The following is a 26,543-nucleotide window of genomic DNA, read 5'->3' on the forward strand; positions in this document are numbered from 1 at the left end:
GCACCGGTATTAAAAATGCATATTGATGGTAATTTGAAAGGAAGTTCTGTGGGTTATAAAAAGTTGGAAATTGACTTTTCAAAAGGTGAAAAAAGCGATTTGTCAGTAATAGATTCTTTGAATTTCCAGCCGGCGAAGGTGGATGAAGATGATGAATGATGAGGATGGTGTGTAACAATGAAGTCTATAAAAAGGATTGGATTGTGCATTAGTTTGTTGATTTTAATCATCTTTGTTACATCTTGTGATGGTGATAATAAGATCACTGGAGATTCAAAAGAAACACAAATCAAAAAGAGCTTTGCGAAAACATTAGAAATGTACCCAATTAAGAATCTCGAGGATTTATACAATAAAGAAGGATACCGTGATGGCGAATTTAAAAAGGGTGATAAGGGGACGTGGGTTCTGTATTCAGCTATAGTATCACAACCAAAAGGCGAGAGTTTAAAATCACGAGGAATGATATTAAAGTTAGATAGAAATAAGAGAACTGCTAAAGGAAGTTATATTATTAGAGAATTGAAAGAAGATAAAAATCATGATGTTCAAAAAAATGAAAAGAAATATCCAGTGAAATTGGTGAATAATAGGATAGTTTTGGTAAAAGATGTTAAAGACAAAAAGTTAAAAAATGAAATAGAGTCGTTTGAATTATTTTCACAATATGGAAACTTTAATCATTTTGATCGGAATGAGATTACTAATATTTCATATAATCCTAATGCTCCCAATTATTCTGCAGAATATAAAATGAAGAAAAATGACAGAAACATTCAACAGTTGAAAAAGAGATTTAATCTAAAAACTAGCAAGACACCAAAATTATTGTTTAAGGGATCTGGAGATATAAAGGGGTCTTCTGTAGGATATAAGGAAATAGAAATCATATTTAGTAGAAGTAAAGAAGAAATCATTTATTATATTGACAGCGTTGAGTTCGTTCCAAGTAACTAAACGTCGAAAAGTTGATGCTAGTTAACAAAAACATATATTGGAAATAAAGAGAGATGTGAAATGATGGGATATTTAAAAAGCATTGGATTGTGCATAAGTCTATTGATTTTAATCATTTTTGTAACATCTTGTGGTGGTAATAAGATCACTGGAGACTCAAAAGAAGAACAAATCAAAAAGAGCTTTGCGAAAACGTTAGATATGTATCCTACTGAAAATCTAGAAAACTTTTATGATAAAGAAGGATATCGAGATGGAGAATTTAAAAAAGATGATAAAGGTACTTGGCTAATTAGATCTGAAATGAAAATCCAATTAAAAGGAGAAAATCTGGAATCGAGGGGAGCAGTTTTAGAAATTAACAGAAATACTAGAACGGCTAAAGGGCATTATATTGTTAGAGAAGTTGTTGAAGATAGCGATGGAATGACACACAATCATACAAAAAGATATCCTGTGAAAATGGAAAATAATAAAATTATTCCATTAAAACCAATTGATGATGAAATAGTTGAAAAAGAAATTGAAAAATTTAAATTCTTTGTACAATATGGGGATTTTAAAGGATTTGAAAATTATAAAGATGGGGAAGTGTCTTATAACCCAGAAGTACCAATTTACTCTGCACAATATCAATTGAAAAACAGTGATTATAATGTAGAGAAACTACGTAAGCGATATAATATCCCGACGAAAAAGGCGCCTAAATTATTATTGAAAGGCTCGTGTAATTTAAAAGGCTCATCAGTTGGATATAAAAATATTGAATTTACCTTTGTTGAAAATAAGGAAGAAAACATTTACTTCACAGATAGTATTAATTTCAATCCAAGTGAGGATAAATAAGTATAATTTCAATTATAAAAAATGACGTTAGAACATTTAATAATAAAGTTAAATTAGTTATATATATTAAATTGATTAAGTGAGTTTTGTTTGATAACATAAAAGTTGAATAATCACTATTTTAATAAGTTGTATGAAATATTCAAATGTTTATAAAATTAAAGCAGAGAGATGTGAAATGATGAAGTATATAAAAAAAATTGCTTTGTACATGAGTGTATTACTTTTAATCATTTTTATTGGGGGATGTGGAAATATGAAAGACGAACAGAAAAAAGAGGAACAGACGAATAAAACAGATTCAAAAGAAGAACAAATCAAAAAGAGTTTTGCGAAAACGTTAGATATGTATCCAATTAAGAATCTCGATGATTTATACGACAAAGAAGGATATCGAGATGGCGAATTTGAAAAAGGTGACAAAGGGATGTGGACGATATATACAGATTTCGCCAAAAGTAATAAACCGGGTGAACTAAGTAATGAAGGCATGGTCTTGCACTTAGATAGAAACACACGCACAGCTAAGGGGTACTACTTTGTCAGGACGTTTTATCGCAAGGATAAATTACCTGATAGAAAAAATTATAAAGTTGAAATGAAAAATAATAAAATTATCTTATTAGACAAGGTAGAAGATCCAAATCTAAAAAAGAGAATAGAAAACTTTAAATTTTTCGGACAATATGCAAATCTTAAAGAATTGAAAAACTACAGCAATGGTGATGTCTCAATTAATGAGAATGTTCCAAGTTATGACGTGAAATATAAAATGAGTAATAAAGATGAAAATGTTAAGCAATTAAGAAGTCGTTATAATATTCCTACTGATAAATCACCGGTATTAAAAATGCATATTGATGGTAATTTGAAAGGAAGTTCCGTTGGAGATAGGAAGTTAGAAATTGATTTTTCGAAACGTGAAAATAGCCATTTATCAGTAATAGATTCTTTGGATTACCAGCCAGCGAAGGTGGATGAAGATGAAAGATAAATACAAAATAGATCCAGGGACTATTAAAAATAATACAGAGGAAACTACAGCTATTTCTAAAATAAGCTACGAAGTTGAAAATGCGAATTTATATGGAGCTGATAGTGAAGATATAACAAGACAAATAGAATATTTGAAAATCAAAAAAAAATTCCCTTCTAATCTTGAATATGTTGATAGTTACACTGATTCTCTTACTGGAGTAACAACTTCTGCTTTTTTAAATAAAGATACAGGCAAAGTAACTCTCGGGATGACTGGGACTAATTTTCAAGGTGAAGCCTTTAAAAAGTTAAAAGAAGGTGAATTTTCAAGACAAAATTTTACTAATGCTTTGGAAACAGTTAAAGATGGATATGCAGATATTAGAATATTTTATTCTCCTGCATCTGATCAAAACTCTAGATATGCGAATACACAAGAGTTCATCAAGAAAATAAAAAACAAGTATGATATTGATTTTATTACTGGGCATTCATTAGGCGGTAGAGAAGCGGTAATATTAGGTATGAGTAATGGCATTCCTAATATTGTTGTTTATAATCCAGCGCCTATAGCAGCTAGATACTTAGATTCTAACTCGCGACTATTTAAACTATATAAAGGATATAAAGGTAACATAACTAGAGTTGTGTCTGATAAGGATTGGTTAACTAATCTTATAAAGGGAAACACGAAATATACTTATTTTGGCAATGAAATTGTGGTGCATAACGGAAAGTCACATGAAATGGATGGATTTTTAACTGAACAAGAACAAAAGATTATAAAAAAAGAACTCAAAAAACTACAAGGTTATGCAGAAGAAAATAATAAGTCGTTCGTAAAAAATTCCAATAATGCTATGTCTAAATTAGCTAGTATAGAATTACTTAGAGCCAATATGATGACTACAAATGGTGGTTGGTTATCTTCTTCACAACAGAAAGTTTTAGAAAGTTTAACAGCTTTAACAATTGCACAGTCATTCAATCAACTGATAGAGGATGAAATTAATCAAATCAAAAAAATGTATAATGAAAAGAAAAAGAAATTTGAAAAAAATTGGGAAGACGCACAAAAAGCTGGGAACGCTGTAGGTGAAGATTTGAGTGTAAGTGAAGTTCTAAATGCTTTGGATGAAGGTCAAGTGAATGAAAGTAGTATGGTAGGAGATCCTGAACAAATGATATCTCTAAATGAAAGGCAACTTTCAACGATAAAATCTTCTATATCAAATTATATTATGAGAGTTAGGCTTAGTATTAATGAAATCGTTGATAAAGATCAGGCACTTGCGTCGCAAATAGGTGGTTTACTATGATGTTCAATCGAATTAATAATAAAAATGAATTAGAAGAATCATATGATTCTGAGAAAAAACGTATAGAGAATGAACTGCAAAACTTGAATGAGCTTAGGCATAGAACTCGAAAAGAAAATGAACGTAGTTATGATGTTTTTCAATATTTGAAACACGAAATGAATTATAGTGAAGATGCACAAAGGAAAATGACGAGAAATATAGAAGCGTATGAGCAAGAAATCAATGAGATAATTAGAAAGCAAGAATGGAAATTAGAAGAATATAAAGAAAACTTAAAAAAATCTTATGAAAAGCAGTTAGATAAACTAAGTGACCAATAATTTGGAGGAGATTAAATGGGTCCAATAGAACCAGATATAAACTTAAGAGTGCCAGATATGAGGCCAAAAATAGGACCAGATACGGGAGTTGCAATTGAAACGCTTAAACTCTTAGCTAAAATGGATGCTCAAAAAGAAAATATTCGCACAGTTATTGCACCTGAACATAAGCATAAACATAAAGATATTGAAAACGGATTAAAAGGTGAAGAAAAAGTATTGATTGAACAAATGGCGCAGCATTGCAAAGCTTTTAAAGCTAATTTTAAAGGTGCAGCTCAAGGAGATTGGGTTAAAAGTGCCATGTCTGAGATAGACAGCATTAAGGATGACCTGAAAAAAATTAATAGCTAAACTACATATCATACCAATAAATAAAGCGACCGATGTTCAGTACATAATCACAACTTCAACTGACACTAGGCCGCTTCTTTTTAATTTATTTTATTCTCATGTAAAGTAATTCGAACCGAATGGACATATCACACTCTCAATTGTAAAAACACAACATAAATCACTGTCCCGCATTAAACAAAACCACATTCGTAACAGCAACAATAAAAATCCTTAAGTACCAAAAACGATGACCACTTTTTCAAAATCAACGCAAGTTAACCTCTCCCGAACTACTCGCTACTCTTCACCTTCAACCTACAAACCATAAAGTGCAGATGTTAAGTATTGAATGGCATAGCCAATAGAAATGAAAATAGCAATCGTTATAATAGCACTGCCAATGGTATATAAAGTGTGTTTCGTAGATAAACCTTCAGTCTTTGAACCAAAAACACTTAATATAATAAACGTAATGCCAATGACATATAAAGCTAAAATGACAAATAACATGTTTATACACCTCGATTCTCTCTCGTGAGATATATCTTTGTCTTCATTATAAAGTAAAGTGCTCAATAATTTAATTAAGTATACTATTTTTTTATTATCGAAGATTGCGAAAGATGAAACGCTCCTATATAATGTAAAACGGAATTATTCCTGTTTACAGACAGAGGAAACAAATAAATTGAAGTGAGGGTATATATATGGCTAAAATTCCAGTTACGGTATTAAGTGGTTATTTAGGCTCGGGGAAAACAACGTTGTTAAATCATATTTTACAAAATCGCGAAGGTCGACGTATTGCAGTCATTGTAAATGATATGAGTGAAGTCAATATCGATAAAGATCTTGTTGCAGATGGTGGGGGACTATCGCGTACAGATGAAAAATTAGTCGAACTCTCTAATGGTTGTATCTGTTGTACACTTAGAGATGATTTATTAAAAGAAGTTGAGCGTTTAGTGAAAAAGGGTGGCATCGATCAAATTGTTATTGAATCAACAGGAATTTCGGAACCAGTACCTGTTGCGCAAACTTTCTCATATATTGATGATGAACTTGGCATTGATCTTACAGCAATTTGTCGTTTAGATACAATGGTTACAGTTGTTGATGCTAACCGCTTCGTACATGACATCAACTCAGAAGATTTATTGATGGATCGTGATCAAAGCGTAGATGAAACAGATGAACGTTCGATTGCTGATTTATTAATTGATCAAGTGGAGTTTTGTGACGTATTGATTATTAATAAAATTGATTTAATTAGTGAAGAAGAACTAGCGAAGTTAGAAAAAGTGTTAAGTGCATTGCAACCGACTGCTAAAATTATTAAGACAACAAATTCTGAAGTAGATTTAAAAGAAGTCTTAAATACGCAGCGTTTTGATTTTGAAAAAGCGAGTGAGTCAGCAGGATGGATTAAAGAGCTTGAGTCTGGTGGTCATGCATCGCATACGCCTGAAACAGAAGAATATGGCATATCGTCGTTTGTATATAAACGTCGTCTACCTTTCCATGCTAAAAGGTTCAATGATTGGTTAGAAAACATGCCAAATAATATCGTTCGATCAAAAGGTATCGTATGGCTAGCACAATACAATCATGTAGCATGTTTATTATCTCAAGCAGGGTCATCTTGCAATATTCATCCAGTTACATATTGGGTGGCTAGTATGTCTGAAGCGCAACAAGTTCAAATATTAGCGGAACGTCAAGACGTCGCGGCTGAATGGGATCCAGAATATGGTGATCGTCATACTCAATTTGTCATTATTGGTACGGATTTAGATGAAGCAACAATTACGAAAGAACTTGATGCATGCTTACTCAATGCGCAAGAAATTGACGCAGATTGGCAACAATTTGAAGATCCATATCAATGGCAAATTAGACCAGCACGCTAAAGTATAATCATTTTTAAATTGTGGCTTTGTTGCTTGCTATTTATAGAAATTAATGAAAAGTTTAGTTGATTGGAAGATGTTTTTGTTTTCAATCTATGCAAAGTGTGATAGTTTTGATAAAGCAGAAATTTGCATTTTATCCAATAGAGTTGAGACATGTATTTGTCTTGGCTCTTTTTTATGTATGTGTCGATGGAAGATGACGATATAATCATGACATTCGTCAAATGAAAGTACAATCAAAGTTCAATGGGCATAAAAACGAATGATGATAACCATACCTATTATTATTGCATTCATATGCAACAAGTCGTGCCGCTCTCACCCTTCACCAATAAATCAACACAAAGCAAAGCCACCATCCCTATTGGTATAGTGGCCTGAGAATTTTAAGTATTCAATTCGCTTAAATTATTTTGCGAAAATGTCGATAATTGCTTTGATGATTTTAATGATAGTACCTACAATAGCCATCGTTTTGTCCTCCTGTATGTTGATTTAACATAGTGATGAGTTGTTGATCGTTAATGTTTGAGATTAGTTGTTACCTAAAAATTTACCTAGTAAATCTTTAAAGAATTTGAATAATTTTGCTACGAATTCCATGTGAATGGCCCCCTTCAATTAAGATGTACATATTTATGAGATTTTTATAACTTACTTACCAGTGAATTTCTCAATTAATCCTTTAATGAATTTAATGATTCCTGCAATGATACCCATGTAAAAAACCTCCTTTGTTTGTTATGAAAACTTATTTGCCAGTAAATTGTTCGATTAAGCTTTTGATAACTTTAATGATGCCAGCGATGATACCCATTAAGATTACCTCCTTTGCTTATGAGTTAACTTAATTGTACATAGTTATCTTGTGCATAATCGATTTTTTTCCTAACTTGAATTGTTACGGTCATAACTGCGATTTTTCTATTTTAAAAGGACGGGAAATACTGCCTAACTGTGCATGTGTATTTACAAAATCTTTACAATTAATGATTTAGTGGGGGATAAACTGATGAATTTGACATGAAGAAGAAATTTAATTATATTTTAAGTTATAAGTTTAAAAATGAATAATACGTTAGGTCTCGTCTAGGCAAGGCATTTTATTATGATGAATTGAACAGACAGAAGTAACATGACATATACATAGATGCATGGGAGCACGCTTAAAGAGAACAATGTAACAAGGTATATCAACATACCATGGTGCATTGTCTAGTTAAACTGAAACCTGCAATAGTAAATTTTCTGCAATTATATACAGAATCTACTATTGTAGGTTTTTATTTATACACATAAGCAATTATGCGAGAGATTAGAAATGAGGAGGTTATGCAGTGTTAAGTTTTCAATTGCTATTTTCACTGTTTGTTATTGCGCTTATCATTGCATTGGTAAGTGGCTTGTTGCTTTTAGCACCAGTTATGCCAATTAAATATATTAAATTACATTTATACATATTAGTCATTCCAGTATTATTTGCGATTATTGGTTTTTTCGGTATTCATGGTCAACATGTCTTAGGCCCTTTTAAAATAGATCGTTTATCTTGGTTATTAGCTGGTTTTGTAATGGCGCTTGGCTTTATTATTCAAAAGTTTTCAATGCGATATTTACTAGGTGACCATCATTATAGACATTACTTTCCATTGTTCACTGCGATTACGTCGTTTGCATCTTTAGCATGGATGTCTGAAGACTTAAGACTGATGGCACTATGCTGGGGAATGACATTATTATGTTTAACATTGCTGATGAATGTTAATCGTTTTTGGAAAGTACCGCGGGAGTCTGCGAAATTATCTAGCATGACATTTTTATGTGGTTGGGTTGCATTCGTTGGCGCAATTGTATCTATTTATATGGCGACTGGAGAGTGGCACGTGCCTCATCATATGTCTAATCCAATATGGTCATTGATTACAGATGTACTACTTGTATTAGCTGTGATGATACCAGCAGCACAATTTCCATTTCATCGATGGTTGATTGAATCTGTAACGGCGCCAACACCAGTATCGGCAATTATGCATGCAGGTATTGTTAATGCAGGTGGTGTTATTTTAACTCGATTTGCGCCGATATTTGATAATGGTTTCGCGTTATCATTATTACTTATCCTTTCAAGCATTTCTGTATTGTTAGGATCTGGCATTAGCTTAGTTCAAGTAGACTATAAGCGACAATTAGTTGGTTCTACGATGAGTCAAATGGGTTTTATGTTAGTTCAATGCGCGTTGGGTGTATATTCAGCAGCGATTATTCATTTAATATTGCACGGTATTTTTAAAGCAACATTATTTTTACAATCAGGTTCTATAGTGAAGCGATTCAACATTCCAAAACAGGCTTCTGCAAAAGATGCTTATGGTTGGATTGTTATGGGGCGTATGTTAGCTATTATTGTGGCATTTTTATTCTGGGTAAATAGTGACAGAAGTGCATATGAAGTGTTAAGCGCGCTAATTCTTGCTTGGTCATTACTTGTGTCCTGGAACCAAATGGTAGCCTTTAGTAAGGGGCGCATGGCTCGTCTTGTTGGTATGATTTTGATTGCAATTGTGACATTGATCTATATCATTACACATAATTATTTTTACGATGTATTACAAAATATAACAACACATGCGACACCACCACCTACCGTAAGTGTAATTATTAGTGTTGTCATATTAATCTTTGGAAGTTTATTAAGTATCTGGGTAGCGCGTCGTCGATATTCTACGGCTTTTGCAGTGTTATATGTGTGGCTAGTAAATTTAGGTGAAGCACGTTCAAAAGCGATTGAAAGTCATCCAAGTTATTTGAAGAAGTATTTATAGGAGGTAAAGTGTATGACAACACAGTTAAATATAAATGAAGTTATTGAAAATGCTAAACGTGTTATTACACCGTTATCACCGATTTCAATTTTTGCTGCACGTAATCCATGGGAAGGATTAGAAGCAGATACATTTGAAGATGTGGCCGAATGGTTACATGACGTTCGCGATGTGGATATTTTTCCTGATAAAACGTTAATTGAAAGTGCTGTAAAACGTGGTGAACTAGACGAAAGTATATTTAATCAACTAGTAACTGATATGTTACTTGAACACCACTACAATATTCCTCAACATTACATTAAACGTTATATTGATAACATTAAAACGTTAGAAGACGTTCCAGTATCATATATTAATCAATCAAATGCTGATGTTGTTGTCGATTTACTGTTGGAAAAATCATTACATGATACGTCTGAATCTTATCATCAATATAATGTTCGCCCTGTTAGTGATGCAGTAAAAGATGGACAAGGTGAACCACTTTGCGAACATGTAAATCGTCAAATGATTAAATGGACAAAACTTTATATCGACCAATTTCTATCGAGTTGGACAATGCCGAAGCGTGAGCAAAGTTTTTATCATGCATGGTTGCATTTAGCGCAACATGACCATAGTTTTACTAAAGAACAACGTCACATTATTAAACATTTACCGAGAAATCCACAAGTGGCGATAGAATCAGTGTTAAATCATTTTTTAATAGCGCAAGAAGACTACCAAGCTTATTTTGAAGGGCATCTTTTAGCGTTACCGGGTTGGGCCGGTATGTTATATTACCGTTCTCAACAGCATCACTTTGAAAAACATTTGTTGACGGATTATTTGGCAATTAGGTTAGTTGTCGAACAATTGCTAGTTGGTGATGAGTTTAAGTCAGTCACTAAAGATTGTGAAAGTAGATCGGAAAATTGGTTTAAGCAAACTGTTGCATCATGGTGTTACTACAGTGATATGCCTGGCGATGTATTTCTACAACATGACGTCAATGAAATTCAAACGTTTATTCATTTTGCAGCAACTATGAATAAAAATGTATTTAAAAATTTATGGTTGATTGCCTGGGAAATGACATACGAATCTCAGTTAAAACAAAAAATTAAAGCAGGTCACGAGAGTTTGGCGGGCGCATTAGAGGCGAATCAAATGGATGCTTCGGATAATGATTGCACAGATCAATCGAATATGGTGTCGATAAATGCTACACGAGCAGTTGACGAAAATAACAGCGATACAAATCAGGTGGACACATCAACGAAAGCACAAATTGCATTTTGTATAGATGTTCGTTCAGAACCATTTCGTAGACATATCGAAGCGGTGGGACCATTTGAAACGATTGGTATTGCAGGTTTCTTTGGCTTACCTATTCAAAAAGAAGCCGTCGATGAACAATTTAAACATGATTCATTACCTGTCATGGTACCACCGGCATATCGCATTAAAGAATTTGCGGATCGTTACGATATGAATGTTTATCGTCAACAACAACAGACAATGTCATCGATGTTTTACACATTTAAACTGATGAAAAACAATGTTATGCCTAGTCTGTTATTGCCTGAATTAAGTGGGCCATTTTTAAGCTTAAGTACAATTGTTAATACGATTATACCTAGAAAAAGTAGGGATTCATTGCAAAAAATTAAACAAAAATGGTTAAAGAAACCAGAAACCAAGTTAACCATTGATAGAGAGTTTGATCGTACGTCAGACTTACCTGTTGGATTTACTGAGCAAGAGCAAATTGACTTCGCGTTACAAGCATTGAAATTGATGGATTTAACCGAAGCATTTGCGCCGTTAGTAGTGTTAGCAGGACATGCTAGTCATTCTCACAATAATCCACATCATGCATCACTTGAATGTGGGGCTTGTGGTGGTGCATCTAGCGGATTTAATGCCAAGTTATTAGCGATGATATGTAATCGTCCGAATGTTAGACAAGGGTTAAAACAAACAGGTGTGGTTATTCCAGAGACAACGGTTTTTGTGGCAGCAGAACATCATACATCTACAGATACATTGGCATGGGTATATGTACCAGATATATTGTCGCCTGAAGCATTAGATGCATATGAATCATTGAATAGTGCAATGCCATTAATCTCTGAACACGCGAATCGTGAACGTTTAGCTAAATTGCCAACGATTGGTCGTGTGAATCATCCGGTTGAAGAATCACAGCGTTTTGCGAGTGATTGGAGTGAAGTACGTCCGGAATGGGGCTTGGCTAAAAATGCATCGTTTATAATTGGACGACGTCAATTGACGAAAGGTATTGATTTAGAAGGGCGTACATTTTTACACAATTATGACTGGCGTAAAGATGAAGACGGCACATTGTTAAATACCATCATTTCTGGTCCGGCACTTGTGGCACAATGGATTAATTTACAATATTATGCCTCGACAGTTGCACCGCATTTTTACGGAAGTGGGAATAAAGCGACACAAACAGTAACGTCAGGCGTTGGCGTAATGCAAGGTAATGCGAGTGATTTGATGTATGGCTTATCATGGCAATCTGTTATGGCTGCTGATCGCACGATGTATCATTCTCCTATTCGGTTACTTATCGTCATTCAAGCACCAGATTATGTTGTAGCTAGACTGCTTGAAAGTAATAGTCATTTTGCGAGAAAAATGTCTAACCACTGGTTGCGTTTAATGAGTGTTAATGAGGAAGGGCATTTTAAAAGTTGGATTTCACGATAGAATGTTGCGATGCTAAGTAACTAATATATCTTCATAGATGCAATGTTCTAGCTTCTTAAAAATTAATAAAAATGATAAACTTAATCTGATAGATGATGTCGTGACGACGATGCAAAGATTAAGTAATCAATTTTAATGTTATTGGAGTTAGTGATATGAAGAGAACGAAAGGTGAAATCGAAGCGGAAATCAGTAAAGCCATTACGCAATGGGAAAAAGATTTCCTTGGTAGAGGTTCCTTGTCGGTTAAATCAGACATTTTAAGAGATATGGTGATCATTAGTTTACAAGGTATCTTAACGCCAGCAGAATATCGTGTGTGTAGTACGAACGAAGGTTTATTAAATATTAAGCGAACACGTTCTGAATTAGTTGAATCAGGTGAACAAGATTTAAATGATATCATTTTTAAAATTACAGGTATTAAAGTGATGAGTTTCCATAGCGATTTAAGTACAGTTACAGGTGAACGAATTATCGTATTCAAACTTGAAGATAACTTGGAAAAGCATATTTGAGAAGGTTAGGCATACTTCCGCTGGCTTCTTAAAGCTATAGAAGCATGCTTGTTTAAAACAGCGCAACGCCATATATTTGGATGTGCTGTTTTTCTATTATATGGTGTGATTATCATGAGGATGATTGAGTAGCATTAGTCTGGTCAGCGTAAGAATTAAGGTTTAAAATAAAAATGCATTTGCGATTGGCTATGAGTTCACACAAGCATATTTGTTGTGCGACAAATACATCATAGTTTTACATAAAAAGCGTATGTATGACGTAAGCATATAATCGATAGAGTATGCCTAAAAAGTTAGGTATAATCACCATTGTCGCAATGAGTTTTTCAGCTTTAAAGCCGATAATACATAGAATAATAGGGATGAAATATAATACAAATATCCAGTAAATCAAATTTGAAAATGATGGGTGAATGGGCGTGAAGAATCGAACTAATGTAATGATTAATGCTATATAGACAAAGATAACTCTATTGATACGCCTTACCCCCTCTGTATATTGAATATAGATCGTACTAAATTGAAAATAGCAAAATATTGTTATTTCTAATTATACAATGTTTTATTTGCAATATACATAACAATATCAAGTTTATAATTTTGATATTGTCGGTAAAGTGAAAACTAGGATAAATCGCTATTAAGCAAAACAGTTATAAAATAAAAATAATGATACGAGGAGATTGTAAGATGATAGATAAAAAATTAACATCACCGAAAATGACAGTGCCTTTATTTTTAGTCGCGCTGATTGTATTTATAGGTATGTTTTACAGTGTAGTGACAAATCAAGAATGGCTTAAAAATTTAGATATGGGATCATTAGCATGGTTTACAGATTATTTCGGTGAGCCACAACGTCAATATGTTAATGGCATGTTTAATTATTATATGACGTTTAGTGCGGAAATAGGTGACGTCAAAGGCGTTGTATTGATTTCAATCGTTATCACGATCATATTGTTTATTAAACAGAGGCATTTAGCTGTGTGGTTTGTGATGTATTTGGTATCAGGCGTCATTATAAATAAATTGATCAAAGACACTGTTTTACGTCCAAGACCTTATAATCATTTAGCAGTTGATACAGGATTTTCATTTCCAAGTGGACACTCAAATGCAAGTACTTTGTTGTATTTCGCTTTGATGGTTATCATTTTATCGTTAGCAGTGAAAACTGTAACGAAAGTTTTAAGTGGAATTATTATGGGGATATTGTGGCTCAGTATACTATTTTGTCGACTTTATTTTCACGCGCATTATTTTTCAGATGTCATTGGAGGTACGTCATTAGCAATCATTTGGATAGCGTTATTTTTAATGGTATATCCATACTTTATTAATCATCGACGACAACGCGTTTAGCAAACATCTTTAGACATAGTGGAGGTATATAAAAAATGAGAATTAAAACACCGAGTCCGTCTTATTTAAAAGGAACAAACGGACACGCAATATTATTATTGCATTCATTTACAGGTACAAATCGAGATGTAAAGCATCTTGCAGCAGAATTAAACGAACAAGGATTTAGCTGTTATGCTCCCAATTATCCTGGACATGGTTTACTGTTGAAAGATTTCATGACATATAATGTAGATGATTGGTGGGAAGAAGTTGAGAAAGCTTACCAATTTTTAGTCAATGAAGGTTTTCAATCTATCAGTGTAACTGGTGTGTCTTTAGGTGGATTAATGACATTAAAATTAGCACAACATTATCCGGTGAAATGTATCGCTGTCATGTCAGCTCCGATGGAAAAGAGTGACGAAGGTTTAATTGAACATTTAGTTTATTATAGTCAACGCATGGCTAATATTTTAAATTTGGATCAGCAAGCATCAGATGCGCAATTAGCAGCAATTGACGATTATGATGCTGAAATTAAGAAATTCCAACACTTTATAGATGATATTATGACAAATTTAGGTGCTATTAAAATGCCGGCTAATATATTATTTGGTGGTAAAGATGCGCCATCTTATGAAACAAGTGCACATTTTATTTATGAACATTTAGGGTCAACTGAGAAAGAATTAAATGGTCTTGAAGATTCACATCATTTAATGACGCATGGAGAAGGTAGAGAACTACTAGAGGCAAATATCATTGGCTTCTTTAATAGATTAAAATAATTGAAGATTTTAAGATTCGACACTTGAGAGACGATGTACTTGCATCTGTCATTCAAGTGTTTTTTTGGTGTGTGATGCCGTTGCACATAGAATGCTGTAGTATCTGTAGTCGCTGTGTGGCTTGATAGTGGCGTAGTATCGGGTTTGCTGTATTTTGGCATACGTACAAGTGATGCCATGTTAATGAAGGGGTTTAGAAACAGGCGTATTGCATGTTAATTGCATACATGTTAGAGTGATACTTAAACACGTAGACGCTTTAACGCTTTAAAGGAGATATGAATGATGGAGAAACAACAATCACAATGGAAAACTTCAACTGGATTTATTTTAGCGAGTGCTGGGTCAGCGATTGGACTAGGTGCCATGTGGAAATTTCCATATATGGCAGGTATATATGGTGGTGGTGCATTTTTAGCTATGTTCTTAATTTTTACCATATTTGTAGGTTTACCTCTGCTTGTTATGGAATTTATAGTTGGAAAAATGGGACGAACATATACAACGCAAATTTATAGCAAATTGACTGGTAAGAAATGGCTGAATGTTATCGGCTGGAATGGTAACTTAGCTGTATTTGTCTTGTTTGGTTTCTATAGTGTTATTGGTGGTTGGATTGTAATCTATATCGGTCAGGTGTTATGGCAATTGATTGCATTTCGACGCATCAATCATCTCCAAGAAATAAATTTTGAAGCGATAATAACAAATCCATGGTTAACTGTTTTAGGGCAAGGGTTATTTATTATAGCTACGATGATTATTGTGATGTTAGGTGTCGAAAAAGGGTTAGAAAAAGCCTCTAAAGTGATGATGCCATTGTTATTTATCTTTTTAATCGTTATCGCAATTAAATCGTTAACATTAGATGGTGCGTTAGACGGTGTGAAATTTATTTTACAGCCAAGAATATCAGAAATTACAGGTCAAGGTATCTTATTTGCATTAGGACAATCATTTTTTACCTTATCATTAGGAACAACAGGTATGATTACATATGCAAGTTATGCTTCTAAAGAGATGACGATTAAATCATCGGCTATTTCGATTGTTGTCATGAACATTTTTGTATCTCTTTTAGCCGGCTTAGCAATATTTCCGGCGTTACATAGCTTTGGCTATGAACCACAAGAAGGGCCTGGATTATTATTCAAAGTACTGCCAATGGTCTTTAGTCAAATGCATCTAGGCACATTATTCTATTTAGGATTCTTGGTACTATTCCTATTTGCAGCTTTGACATCATCAATTTCATTATTAGAATTGAATGTTTCTAACTTCACTAAGAATGACAATTCGAAGCGTAAAAAAGTCGCAGTGATTGGCAGCATTTTAGTATTTATCATCAGTATTCCAGCAACATTATCATTTGGTATTTTAAGAGACGTAAGATTTGGAGCAGGAACGATTTTTGATAATATGGATTTCATCGTTTCGAATGTGTTAATGCCATTAGGCGCATTAGGTACTACACTGGTCGTAGGGCAATTATTAGATAAAAAATTATTGCAGCAACACTTTGGTAAGGATCGATTTAAATTATTCAGTGGCTGGTATTATTTAATTAAGTATGCGATGCCTGTTGTTATTATTTTAGTCTTTATCGTACAACTATTTAGTTAATATATAGAAGCATCTGACGCACAAGTATTTGTGTTGATCAGGTGCTTTTTTATTTGAGAATGAAAATGATTATACCTGTTTTGAATTAAAATAATCTTAGATAATTGCAAAACAGCAAAATGTAGTTTATAATTCTTATCTGAAAAGTAAGGATTAAAATTCAATATGAAAGAAGGTTTCATTCATTTGGTAGAATACGGTCAGATGAAGATACATCAATGATTACATATGATTTAATCGGCAATACGCCATTAGTACTATTAGAACATTTTAGTGATGATAAAGTTAAAATTTATGCCAAACTTGAACAATGGAATCCTGGGGGCAGTGTAAAAGATAGACTTGGAAAATATTTAGTAGAGATGGCAATTAAAGATGGACGTGTGTGTGCCGGTCAAACTATTGTTGAAGCTACTGCTGGCAATACTGGTATAGGTTTAGCAATTGCTGCGAATAAACATCAATTGAAATGTAAAATCTTTGCGCCGTATGGTTTTTCAGAAGAAAAAATCAATATAATGATAGCACTTGGTGCAGATGTCTCTAGAACTAGTCAGTCTGAAGGGATGATTGGTGCACAAAAAGCGGCGCGTGCTTATGCTAAGAAATATAACGCCATTTATATGAATCAATTTGAATCGGTACATAATCCGGATACGTACTTTCATACGTTAGGACCTGAACTGATATCAGAATTGAATCATATTGATTATTTTGTTGCTGGCATTGGTTCTGGAGGAACATTTACAGGTACAGCTCGTTACTTAAAGCAATATCACGTGCAATGTTATGCCGTTGAGCCAGAAGGGTCCGTGTTAAATGGTGGGCCAGCACATGCGCATGACACTGAAGGCATTGGCTCTGAGAAGTGGCCAACATTTTTAGATAGCACACTTGTTGATGGCATTTTCACAATTAAAGATCGAGATGCCTTTAGCAATGTGAAAGCTTTAGCTATAAATGAAGGGTTGTTAGTAGGTAGTTCTTCAGGGGCAGCGTTACAAGGTGCATTGAATTTAAAGTCGCGACTATCTCAAGGCACGATTGTTGTTGTGTTTCCAGATGGTAGTGATCGCTATATGTCTAAGCAAATATTTGAATATGAGGAGAATAATAATGAACAAAAAAACTAAATTAATTCATGGTGGACACACAACAGACGACTACACAGGTGCGGTTACAACGCCAATTTATCAAACGAGCACATATTTACAAGATGATATAGGTGATTTGCGTCAAGGATATGAATATTCACGTACGGCGAATCCAACGAGAAGTTCAGTAGAAAGTGTTATTGCTGCTTTAGAAAATGGGAAACATGGTTTTGCATTTAGTTCAGGTGTTGCTGCAATCAGCGCAGTAGTTATGTTATTAGATAAAGGGGACCACATTATTTTAAATTCTGATGTATATGGTGGTACGTATCGTGCATTGACAAAAGTATTTACGCGATTCGGCATTGAAGTTGATTTTGTAGATACGACATATGCAGATTCAATTGAACAAGCGATTCGCCCAACGACAAAGATGTTGTTTATTGAAACACCATCTAATCCATTATTGCGTGTTACAGATATTAAAAAATCTGCTGAAATTGCCAAAAAACATGGTTTGATTTCAGTCGTTGATAACACATTTATGACACCTTATTATCAGAATCCATTAGATTTAGGCATCGATATTGTCTTACATTCTGCAACGAAATATTTAGGTGGACATAGTGACGTTGTTGCAGGTTTAGTTGTGACATCAGATGATAACCTTGCTGAACGTTTAGCATTTATTTCAAATTCAACAGGCGGCATTTTAGGACCTCAAGATAGTTACTTACTAGTGAGAGGTATTAAAACATTAGGGTTACGTATGGAACAAATTAATCGTAGTGTTATTGAAATTATTAAAATGTTACAAGCACATCCAGCTGTGCAACAAGTATTTCATCCTAGTATTGAAAGTCATTTGAATCATGATGTCCATATGGCTCAAGCAGAGGGCCATACAGGTGTGATTGCATTTGAAGTGAAAGATACTGAGAGTGCGAAACAATTAATTAGAGCAACATCGTATTACACATTAGCCGAAAGTTTAGGTGCTGTGGAAAGTTTAATTTCAGTACCTGCATTAATGACGCATGCATCAATTCCGGCAGATATTCGTGCTAAAGAAGGTATTACGGACGGACTAGTAAGAATTTCTGTAGGTATTGAAGACACAGAGGATTTAGTAGAAGATTTAAAACAAGCGTTAGATACGGTATAAATTATTATTGATGATAGAGGCACTGGCATATATTTTAAGATCACCTTAAATTGTTCTTGAAAATGCTAGTGCCTTTAATTTTATGTAGAGGGTAATTTTACCTGGATTGAATTGCAGTTGTAGAAAGTTATTAGATATTTGTTGAGTTACGTCATGGTAGTAAAAATTTCAGTAAGCAAAGAGAATTATTTTTGAAAAGGAATTGTTTGAGGAGGAGTTATTTTTTAATTTTTTAGAAAATTCAGCGAATTATATTGACGGTTGCATCAAAGTTACATATAATGCTCTTATTCCTAGTGGATTAATAAGAATTTGGAGGAGGGAGCTTTGCATGATTGAGTTTCGACAGGTAAGTAAGACATTTAATAAAAAGAAGCAAAAAATACATGCTTTGAAAGATGTGTCATTTAAGGTCAATCGCAATGATATTTTTGGTGTTATTGGATATAGTGGTGCTGGAAAAAGTACGTTAGTAAGACTCGTAAATCATCTTGAAGCTGCCTCAAGGGGTCAAGTGCTTGTAGATGGACATGATATTACAGATTATAGTGAAAAAGGCATGCGAGAAATTAAAAAAGATATAGGGATGATATTTCAGCATTTTAATTTGTTGAATTCAGCTACCGTATTTAAAAACGTCGCAATGCCACTTATTTTAAGTAAGAAAAGTAAAAAAGAAATTACGCAACGTGTGACTGATATGCTTGAATTTGTAGGTTTAAGCGATAAAAAAGATCAATTTCCTGATGAGTTGTCTGGTGGACAAAAGCAAAGGGTAGCTATTGCAAGAGCGCTAGTTACTAATCCGAAAATATTACTATGTGATGAAGCGACAAGTGCACTAGATCCAGCAACGACCGCTTCGATACTGGAATTATTAAAAAATGTAAATCAAACGTTTGGCATTACGATTATGATAATTACTCATGAAATGCGTGTTATTAAAGATATTTGTAATCGTGTTGCTGTTATGGAAAAAGGGCAAGTTGTTGAAACTGGAACAGTGACGGACGTATTTAGTCATCCGAAAACGACGATTGCTCAAAATTTTGTGTCTACTGTAATTCAAACTGAGCCAAGCTCGCAATTACTACAATATTTAAATGGCAGACAGGTTGGTGACTATAGAGATTATAAACTCTTTATAGAAGAAACTCAGTTGACGCATCCTATTGTGAATGATCTGATTCAAATTAATCAAGGACAGGTTAAAATATTGTTTTCTTCTATGTCTGAAATACAAGGTAAAACTGTATGCTATTTGTGGCTAAGATTTGATACGAATCAACAGTTTAATGACACGGCAATACATCAATATTTTAAAGAGAAAAATATTCAATTTGAGGAGGTGCAATAGCGTATGTTTGGTTCGGATTTAGATAGTGCGCAGCTTTTACAAGCATTATATGAAACGCTATATATGGTGTCGGTTGCTTTATTTTTAGGTGCAGTGATAGGCATACCACTAGGTGTTTTATTGGTGATTACTAGAAAAAATGGTATATGGCCTAATATGGTGATACATCAAATTTTAAATCCATTAGTTAACATTTTAAGGTCATTACCATTTATTATTTTGTTAATTGCGATTGTGCCATTCACAAAATTAGTAGTAGGTACTTCAATTGGTACGACTGCTGCCATCGTGCCTTTAACAGTATATGTGGCACCTTACATTGCAAGACTTGTTGAAAACTCATTATTGGAAGTAGATGAAGGAATTATTGAAGCAGCAAAAGCGATGGGAGCATCACCGCTACAAATCATTAGATACTTTTTAATTCCTGAAGCATTGGGCTCATTAGTATTGGCAATTACAACTGCGATTATTGGACTTATTGGTAGTACAGCGATGGCTGGTGCTGTCGGTGGGGGCGGTATCGGCGATTTAGCTTTAGTATATGGTTATCAACGCTTTGATACAACAGTCATTTTTATTACTGTTATTGTATTAATTATTATTGTTCAAGTGATTCAAACGTTAGGAAATGTCTTAGCTAGATTTATACGTAGACATTAACGATTGATATATAAGTATAAATTTGAAGGGAATTGATAAAATGAAGAAATTAATTGGATTAGTCATTGTAGCATTATTGTTATTGGCGGCGTGTGGTAGCAATAACGATAAAAAGGTAACGATTGGTGTCGCATCAAATGATACAAAGGCTTGGGAAAAGGTTAAAGAATTAGCTAAGAAGGATAATATTGATGTAGAAATTAAGCATTTTTCTGATTACAATTTGCCGAACAAAGCTTTAAATGATGGTGATATTGATATGAACGCGTTCCAGCATTTTGCATTTTTAGATCAGTATAAGAAAGCACATAAAGGAACTAATATTTCAGCTTTAAGTACAACAGTGCTGGCACCGTTAGGTATTTATTCAGATAAAGTCAAGAATGTTAAAAGTGTGAAAGATGGTGCTAAAGTTGTTATTCCTAATGACGTATCAAATCAAGCGCGTGCGTTGAAGTTACTAGAAGCAGCAGGATTAATTAAATTGAAAAAAGATTTTGGATTGGCAGGAACAACGAAGGATATCATTTCTAATCCTAAACATTTAAAAATTACAGCAGTTGATGCACAACAAACAGCACGTGCATTATCAGATGTAGATATTGCTGTTATCAATAATGGTGTCGCAACTAAAGCTGGAAAAGATCCAAAGAAAGATCCGATATTTTTAGAAAAATCTGACTCAGATGCAGTAAAACCTTATATAAATATTGTTGCTGTTAATGACAAAGATTTAGACAATAAGACTTATGCGAAAATTGTTGAATTGTATCACTCTAAAGAGGCACAAAAAGCATTGCAAGAAGATGTAAAAGATGGAGAGAAACCTATTAATTTATCAAAAGATGAAATAAAGGCAATTGAAACGTCATTAGCGAAATAAGTTGAGTATGTCCTACAAGCAAAGTTAACACTTATGTTTGTAGGGTATTTTTGTTTGACTAATAAAATATTTCAAAGCAAGAAAGGAAGTGTAACCATTTTATAGTTAAATATTATGAAATTGTAATAATTTAGATATTGTAAAATCTAATAAGTTGTAATAATTTTAAGGAGTAATTATAAAATTTGATGACACAGTATATGATTTTTTTGTAATGATAATGTCATCAAACATCAACCTATTATACATAATTAAATCGTATAATGATGGAGTATTCATAAATTCGGATAAAAAGAATGTTAGGAAAGTTAAGCAAGAGGAGGATTTTAAAGTGCAAAAAAAAGTAATTGCAGCTATTATTGGTACAAGCGCGATTAGCGCTGTTGCGGCAACTCAAGCAAATGCGGCTACGACTCACACAGTACAACCGGGTGAATCAGTGTGGGCAATTTCAAATAAATATGGGATTTCGATTGCTAAATTAAAGTCATTAAATGGTTTAACGTCAAATCTGATTTTCCCAAATCAAGTATTAAAAGTATCGGGATCAAGTCATTCTACGAGTAATAGTAGTCGTCCATCAACAAATTCAGGTGGTGGATCATATTACACAGTACAAGCAGGAGACTCATTATCATTAATTGCATCAAAATATGGTACAACTTACCAAAATATTATGCGTCTTAATGGTTTAAATAATTTCTTTATCTATCCTGGTCAAAAATTAAAAGTAACAGGTACTGCAAGCTCAAGCAATTCTGCGAGCAATAGTAGTCGCCCATCAACGAATTCAAGTGGTGGATCATACTACACAGTACAAGCAGGAGACTCATTGTCACTAATCGCATCAAAATATGGTACAACATATCAAAAAATTATGAGCTTAAATGGCTTAAATAATTTCTTTATCTATCCGGGTCAAAAATTAAAAGTAACAGGAACTGCATCTACGTCTAATAGTGGGAATGCAACAACTACAAACAGTGGTTATAGAACGCCTATTTTCAATCATCAAAACTTATATACATGGGGTCAATGTACTTATCATGTATTTAATCGTCGTGCTGAAATTGGTAAAGGTATTAGCACTTATTGGTGGAATGCAAATAACTGGGATAACGCTGCAGCAGCGGATGGTTACACTATCGATAATAGACCAACTGTAGGTTCTATTGCACAAACTGATGTAGGTTACTATGGACATGTTATGTTTGTAGAGCGTGTAAATAACGATGGTAGTATTTTAGTTTCAGAAATGAACTATTCAGCTGCACCAGGTATTTTAACATACAGAACAGTACCAGCTTACCAAGTAAACAATTATAGATATATTCATTAAAGTCTTACGCATATTTATATATTATAAACTCCTATTACATTCGTGACGTGTGTGATAGGAGTTTTTGTATAAGAAAAAGGGGTAGTCGAATGAACTTCGTGTTCTATGTTCGACACCCCCTTTATTACTTAATATTCATGTTTTACTTTACGAAGACTTGTAAATAGTCTTGCACCATTAGTTATTAATGTAACAATTGCGATTGCTTTTTTGAATTTACGTGGTGATTTGATTGAAATGTAAAAGTCTAATAATGTTCCAACAGTACTTAACCCTAATGAAATGTAGACTAATTTTTTATTTTTAGCATGATATTTATAGCCGTTATAACCATCAACTACAAACCCTGCAATATTTATTAAACTTGATAAACGTTGCGATTTTGTACGCTTTGCCATAGTAATATTCCCCCTAGTATGTTCTGTTTCTTTGTGAAATATGAATCTACCGTATATTTGTCTGTGTGCACGTTGATCACTCATATATGATAACATAATTGTACAACGTAATTTGGATAATTGAGTAAATAAAGTTGGGGTGGCATAGATGATTAAATGTGTTTGTTTAGTTGAAGAGACAACAGATAAAATTTTACTGGTACAAGTAAGACATCGAGAAAAATATTATTTCCCAGGTGGTAAAATTGAAGAAGGGGAATCACAAGTTCATGCATTACTACGAGAAATTCAAGAAGAATTAAATTTAACATTAACAGAGAATGACATTGAGTATATCGGAACGATTGTAGGACCTGCATATCCTCAACATGATACGCTTACAGAATTAAATGGTTATCGTTCATTAACTAAAATAGATTGGAACCATATAACGATTAATAATGAAATTACAGATATTCGTTGGATTGATAAAAAGGATGACAACTTGATTGCGCCAGCTGTTAAAGTTTGGATTGAAGAGAATGGTGGTCAACATGCCAAACAATAACACAATTGTATTACGCAATTATGTCTCAAAAGATTTACCTATGATTGAAGATTTCCAATTAAGTGAAAATGATTTAAAATTTGTTAAAACACCAAAGGAAAATATTACTGCAGCATTGTCAGATAATGAAAGGTATCCAGTTGTCGTAATGAGAGATCAACAATGTGTTGCTTTTTTTACATTACATCGCGGTAAAGGTGTCGAACCATTCATCGACCACTCAGGTGCAATCTTTTTTAGATCGTTTAGTGTGGATCAACGTTTTCGTAATCAAGGGATAGGTAAGTTGGTAATGGAAAAGCTCCCGTCATTTATATCTGCGATATTCCAAGATATTAATGAAATCGTATTAACTGTGAACATTGATAACCCACATGCCATGACACTTTATCGTCGACAAGGGTATCAATATGTTGGAGATAGTGTATTTGTTGGAAAACCTGTTCATATTATGGCACGGACTATAAAATAAATTAAATTTAAAAGCATCTTTATACATCGTCGAGTATCATAGTCAACGATATATAAAGATGCTTTTTATTATAGACAATCAAACAATTAACTATAGTTAAAAGCGACCTAGTGAACAATCTATATATCCACAGGTCGCTTAAGTTATATTATCACTTCGATTTAATTTATTGTTTCATCATTTTGACGTCGACGAGATGGTCTTTTGATTAAAAATGCTGTAATCCATGCAGTAATAGGTATGCTCACTGCTACAGCAATACCACCTAGTAAAATAGATATAAACTCTTGTGCGAATATTTTCGAGTTAATAATATGGCCGAATGAATATTGAAGTTTGAAAAACCAAATAAACAAAGCGAGTTGACCACCGAAAAAGGCAAGGTAAATCGTGTTAGCTGAGGTAGCTAAAATTTCTCTACCCACTCGCATGCCCGATTGGAACAATTCATATTGTGTGAGTGTTGGATTTACCTGATGTAATTCGTAGATAGGTGAACTGATTGTAATTGCTAGATCTATCACGGCTGCAATGACAGCAAGAATAATAGTAAATACCATAAATTGAACCATATTAATACCGATATTCATTGAATACACATAAGTTTCATCTTGTTGTTCGGTTGAAAATCCTTGTAAGTGTCCAATATACACTGATAAATAAATAAGCGCGATTAATAAGATTGTTGTAACGATAGTACTGATAAATGCAGCTTGCGTTTTTACATTGTAACTATTTAGTACGAATAAATTACAAGCTGCGATTATGATGCAGAAAATAAATGTTACAACATAAATTGGTACGCCAAAGATAATGAAAATAATACTAATAAGTAAAATTGCAAAGTTTAAAAATAATGTTAAGTAAGAGACAAGTCCCTTTTTTCCTCCGAAAGTAACCATTAACAAGAGGAGCAATAACGCTAATATAAATACAGCATTCATTGTTTCGCCCTCCTTAATGTTTCAAATATTTCCATAAATAATATCGTGATAGGTATAGTTAAGACGATACCTATACCACCAGTTAATGCTCGAGCAATTTCTAAAGACCAGTTCATTGAAATAGTATACGTTACAGTATTGGCATTTTTTAAATAAATTAAAAACATAGGCAAAGCACCTGATAAATATGAAAATAATAAGATGTTCGTCATAGTTCCCATAATATCTTGTCCGATGTTACGTCCAGCAAGTGCCCAACGTTTCATTGAAATATCAGGAGTACGCTGCAAAATTTCATGCATGCCACTGGCAATCGTAATTGCAACATCCATAATTGCACCTAGTGAACCTATTAACACTGATGCTAAAAAGATGTCTTTCGGCGGTAATGATAAAAAATTCATCGTTTCATACTTAATACCATTACCATCTGTCATAAATATGATTAACTCTGTTAAACCAATGCTTAAAAATGTTCCAATAATTGTGCTTGCGACTGTAATGAGCGTACGCATATGCCAGCCTGTAACGAGCAATAAAGTGAGTATTGTTGAACAAATCATGGCAATGGTCATGAGTAAGAATAAATTAATATTGCTATGTTGAATATGAATATAGATTGCGCTTAAAATTGCAATCGAATTTAAAATTAACGATAAAATGGACTGAAGACCGACTTTGCGACCAACTATTAATACTGTCAATAAGAACAAACCACTGATGATAACTGTTAATGTATCACGCTTTTTTTCTATAATATAAGCGTCACTAGGTTTATCCGAAATATGTAATAACACTTTTTCATGTGTGCGAAATGCTTCGGAATCTGCTTGAGACTTGACGTATTGATGATTGATTGTCGTTGTTTCTCCAGCAAATTGACCATTTAATATTTTGACTTTTAATTGATTTTTATATTTAACATCACGATTGTTTTGTGCATCTTTTGTAGGTGTCGTTGAAACATGTTTGACATCTATAATTTGACCAATGGGTTTATTGTAAAAATTCTCGTTATGTAGTGTGAATAGAATCGCACCGATAAAAACGATACAAAATATACTTAAAATAATATTAAATGGCTTTGTAAATAATTTTCTGTATTTCAAAAACAAAACCCCAATTCTATGAATGAATTAATATGGTGATTATACGCCCTTAATTTTTTATTTTCAAAGATATTA

The 26,543-nt window shown here is 33.4% G+C and carries 30 protein-coding genes and 1 pseudogene; 22 read left to right on the forward strand and 9 right to left on the reverse strand.

Annotated elements, in window-relative coordinates; translation table 11 throughout:
• From CD116_RS13865 to CD116_RS05675, 7 genes are all read left to right on the forward strand, one after another.
• Positions 1 to 159, forward strand: a 159-nt coding sequence (locus CD116_RS13865) for a Csa1 family protein (RefSeq protein WP_240625096.1), incomplete at its 5' end; no start/stop codon positions are given.
• Between the two features lie 18 nt (positions 160 to 177).
• Complete coding sequence (locus tag CD116_RS05650; protein ID WP_047532142.1) at positions 178 to 957, forward strand: tandem-type lipoprotein; 780 nt, start codon at positions 178 to 180, stop codon at positions 955 to 957.
• Positions 958 to 1,020: 63 nt separating this feature from the next.
• A complete protein-coding gene (locus tag CD116_RS05655) occupies positions 1,021 to 1,803 on the forward strand; it encodes a tandem-type lipoprotein (RefSeq protein ID WP_047532170.1) in 783 nt (260 codons plus the stop codon).
• A gap of 178 nt (positions 1,804 to 1,981) precedes the next feature.
• Positions 1,982 to 2,797, forward strand: coding sequence for a tandem-type lipoprotein (locus tag CD116_RS05660; RefSeq protein WP_269320066.1), 816 nt, complete (start codon positions 1,982 to 1,984; stop codon positions 2,795 to 2,797).
• Positions 2,787 to 4,100, forward strand: coding sequence for a lipase family protein (locus tag CD116_RS05665; RefSeq protein WP_047532140.1), 1,314 nt, complete (start codon positions 2,787 to 2,789; stop codon positions 4,098 to 4,100). Before CD116_RS05660 ends, CD116_RS05665 begins: the two co-directional genes overlap by 11 nt.
• Entirely contained in the window at positions 4,097 to 4,423 is a 327-nt protein-coding gene (locus CD116_RS05670) for a hypothetical protein (protein ID WP_047532138.1), read from the forward strand. Before CD116_RS05665 ends, CD116_RS05670 begins: the two co-directional genes overlap by 4 nt.
• Before the next feature lie 15 nt (positions 4,424 to 4,438).
• On the forward strand, positions 4,439 to 4,777 hold the full coding sequence (locus tag CD116_RS05675) for a hypothetical protein (RefSeq protein WP_047423804.1): 339 nt from the start codon (positions 4,439 to 4,441) through the stop codon (positions 4,775 to 4,777).
• A gap of 297 nt (positions 4,778 to 5,074) precedes the next feature.
• On the opposite strand, the gene CD116_RS05680 is transcribed toward CD116_RS05675, so the two are convergent.
• Positions 5,075 to 5,335 (reverse strand): hypothetical protein, encoded by a 261-nt coding sequence (locus CD116_RS05680; protein WP_078101664.1) that lies wholly within the window; start codon positions 5,333 to 5,335, stop codon positions 5,075 to 5,077.
• Positions 5,336 to 5,466: 131 nt separating this feature from the next.
• Here CD116_RS05680 and CD116_RS05685 point away from each other — a divergent pair, with 131 nt between their 5' ends.
• Positions 5,467 to 6,669 carry a GTP-binding protein gene (locus CD116_RS05685; protein ID WP_047548528.1) on the forward strand — a complete coding sequence of 401 codons (1,203 nt, stop codon included), beginning with the start codon at positions 5,467 to 5,469 and terminating at the stop codon, positions 6,667 to 6,669.
• A 411-nt stretch (positions 6,670 to 7,080) separates the two neighbouring features.
• Here the strand turns inward: CD116_RS05685 and CD116_RS05690 are convergent, their stop codons facing one another.
• The 4 genes from CD116_RS05690 to CD116_RS05705 form a co-directional block, all read right to left on the reverse strand.
• A complete protein-coding gene (locus CD116_RS05690; RefSeq protein WP_014532416.1) occupies positions 7,081 to 7,143 on the reverse strand; it encodes a phenol-soluble modulin PSM-alpha-4 in 63 nt (20 codons plus the stop codon).
• Between the two features lie 63 nt (positions 7,144 to 7,206).
• The gene (locus CD116_RS05695) at positions 7,207 to 7,275 is read right to left on the reverse strand and encodes a phenol-soluble modulin PSM-alpha-3 (protein ID WP_014373779.1); all 69 of its coding nucleotides are present in this window, start codon (positions 7,273 to 7,275) and stop codon (positions 7,207 to 7,209) included.
• A 51-nt stretch (positions 7,276 to 7,326) separates the two neighbouring features.
• Complete coding sequence (locus CD116_RS05700) at positions 7,327 to 7,392, reverse strand: phenol-soluble modulin PSM-alpha-2 (RefSeq protein ID WP_014373780.1); 66 nt, start codon at positions 7,390 to 7,392, stop codon at positions 7,327 to 7,329.
• 31 nt (positions 7,393 to 7,423) lie between these two features.
• Positions 7,424 to 7,489, reverse strand: a complete 66-nt coding sequence (locus CD116_RS05705; protein ID WP_014373781.1) for a phenol-soluble modulin PSM-alpha-1 — start codon at positions 7,487 to 7,489, stop codon at positions 7,424 to 7,426.
• A gap of 520 nt (positions 7,490 to 8,009) precedes the next feature.
• Between CD116_RS05705 and CD116_RS05710 the strand changes: the two genes are divergently transcribed.
• The 3 genes from CD116_RS05710 (at position 8,010) to CD116_RS05720 (ending at position 12,736) form a co-directional block, all read left to right on the forward strand.
• Positions 8,010 to 9,494 (forward strand): NADH dehydrogenase subunit 5, encoded by a 1,485-nt coding sequence (locus tag CD116_RS05710; RefSeq protein WP_047548525.1) that lies wholly within the window; start codon positions 8,010 to 8,012, stop codon positions 9,492 to 9,494.
• A gap of 12 nt (positions 9,495 to 9,506) precedes the next feature.
• Positions 9,507 to 12,218, forward strand: coding sequence for a DUF2309 domain-containing protein (locus tag CD116_RS05715; RefSeq protein ID WP_047548522.1), 2,712 nt, complete (start codon positions 9,507 to 9,509; stop codon positions 12,216 to 12,218).
• Positions 12,219 to 12,373: 155 nt separating this feature from the next.
• A complete protein-coding gene (locus CD116_RS05720; RefSeq protein WP_000831495.1) occupies positions 12,374 to 12,736 on the forward strand; it encodes a Na-translocating system protein MpsC family protein in 363 nt (120 codons plus the stop codon).
• Between the two features lie 238 nt (positions 12,737 to 12,974).
• Here the strand turns inward: CD116_RS05720 and CD116_RS13870 are convergent.
• A pseudogene (locus CD116_RS13870) lies at positions 12,975 to 13,392 on the reverse strand (hypothetical protein).
• Positions 13,393 to 13,429: 37 nt separating this feature from the next.
• Here CD116_RS13870 and CD116_RS05730 point away from each other — a divergent pair.
• The 9 genes from CD116_RS05730 (at position 13,430) to aaa (ending at position 22,998) form a co-directional block, all read left to right on the forward strand.
• Positions 13,430 to 14,104: a phosphatase PAP2 family protein gene (locus tag CD116_RS05730; protein ID WP_047548519.1), complete on the forward strand. Its 675-nt coding sequence runs from the start codon at positions 13,430 to 13,432 to the stop codon at positions 14,102 to 14,104.
• Positions 14,105 to 14,139: 35 nt separating this feature from the next.
• Entirely contained in the window at positions 14,140 to 14,874 is a 735-nt protein-coding gene (locus tag CD116_RS05735) for an alpha/beta hydrolase (RefSeq protein WP_047423789.1), read from the forward strand.
• Positions 14,875 to 15,159: 285 nt separating this feature from the next.
• The gene (locus tag CD116_RS05740) at positions 15,160 to 16,497 is read left to right on the forward strand and encodes a sodium-dependent transporter (protein ID WP_047548517.1); all 1,338 of its coding nucleotides are present in this window, start codon (positions 15,160 to 15,162) and stop codon (positions 16,495 to 16,497) included.
• A 218-nt stretch (positions 16,498 to 16,715) separates the two neighbouring features.
• Entirely contained in the window at positions 16,716 to 17,630 is a 915-nt protein-coding gene (locus CD116_RS05745) for a PLP-dependent cysteine synthase family protein (RefSeq protein ID WP_047548515.1), read from the forward strand.
• A complete protein-coding gene (locus CD116_RS05750; RefSeq protein ID WP_047449211.1) occupies positions 17,614 to 18,756 on the forward strand; it encodes a bifunctional cystathionine gamma-lyase/homocysteine desulfhydrase in 1,143 nt (380 codons plus the stop codon). Before CD116_RS05745 ends, CD116_RS05750 begins: the two co-directional genes overlap by 17 nt.
• 331 nt (positions 18,757 to 19,087) lie before the next feature.
• Positions 19,088 to 20,113 (forward strand): methionine ABC transporter ATP-binding protein, encoded by a 1,026-nt coding sequence (locus CD116_RS05755; protein ID WP_047548512.1) that lies wholly within the window; start codon positions 19,088 to 19,090, stop codon positions 20,111 to 20,113.
• Between the two features lie 3 nt (positions 20,114 to 20,116).
• Complete coding sequence (locus CD116_RS05760; protein ID WP_047548508.1) at positions 20,117 to 20,776, forward strand: methionine ABC transporter permease; 660 nt, start codon at positions 20,117 to 20,119, stop codon at positions 20,774 to 20,776.
• Between the two features lie 40 nt (positions 20,777 to 20,816).
• Positions 20,817 to 21,659, forward strand: coding sequence for a dipeptide ABC transporter glycylmethionine-binding lipoprotein (gmpC, locus tag CD116_RS05765; protein WP_047548505.1), 843 nt, complete (start codon positions 20,817 to 20,819; stop codon positions 21,657 to 21,659).
• 331 nt (positions 21,660 to 21,990) lie between these two features.
• Positions 21,991 to 22,998, forward strand: coding sequence for an autolysin/adhesin Aaa (gene aaa / locus CD116_RS05770; RefSeq protein WP_047423773.1), 1,008 nt, complete (start codon positions 21,991 to 21,993; stop codon positions 22,996 to 22,998).
• Positions 22,999 to 23,126: 128 nt separating this feature from the next.
• Here aaa and CD116_RS05775 read toward each other — a convergent pair whose 3' ends face one another.
• Complete coding sequence (locus CD116_RS05775) at positions 23,127 to 23,396, reverse strand: hypothetical protein (protein ID WP_047449223.1); 270 nt, start codon at positions 23,394 to 23,396, stop codon at positions 23,127 to 23,129.
• A 148-nt stretch (positions 23,397 to 23,544) separates the two neighbouring features.
• Between CD116_RS05775 and CD116_RS05780 the strand changes: the two genes are divergently transcribed.
• On the forward strand, positions 23,545 to 23,943 hold the full coding sequence (locus CD116_RS05780; RefSeq protein WP_047449226.1) for an NUDIX hydrolase: 399 nt from the start codon (positions 23,545 to 23,547) through the stop codon (positions 23,941 to 23,943).
• Positions 23,930 to 24,415 (forward strand): GNAT family N-acetyltransferase, encoded by a 486-nt coding sequence (locus CD116_RS05785; RefSeq protein WP_047548502.1) that lies wholly within the window; start codon positions 23,930 to 23,932, stop codon positions 24,413 to 24,415. Before CD116_RS05780 ends, CD116_RS05785 begins: the two co-directional genes overlap by 14 nt.
• Before the next feature lie 161 nt (positions 24,416 to 24,576).
• Here the strand turns inward: CD116_RS05785 and CD116_RS05790 are convergent, their stop codons facing one another.
• Complete coding sequence (locus CD116_RS05790) at positions 24,577 to 25,359, reverse strand: YibE/F family protein (protein ID WP_047548499.1); 783 nt, start codon at positions 25,357 to 25,359, stop codon at positions 24,577 to 24,579.
• Complete coding sequence (locus tag CD116_RS05795) at positions 25,356 to 26,474, reverse strand: YibE/F family protein (protein WP_078101663.1); 1,119 nt, start codon at positions 26,472 to 26,474, stop codon at positions 25,356 to 25,358. Before CD116_RS05795 ends, CD116_RS05790 begins: the two co-directional genes overlap by 4 nt.
• Positions 26,475 to 26,543: the final 69 nt, after the last annotated feature.

The organism is Staphylococcus schweitzeri (assembly GCF_002902405.1).
GTDB classification, from domain to species: domain Bacteria; phylum Bacillota; class Bacilli; order Staphylococcales; family Staphylococcaceae; genus Staphylococcus; species Staphylococcus schweitzeri.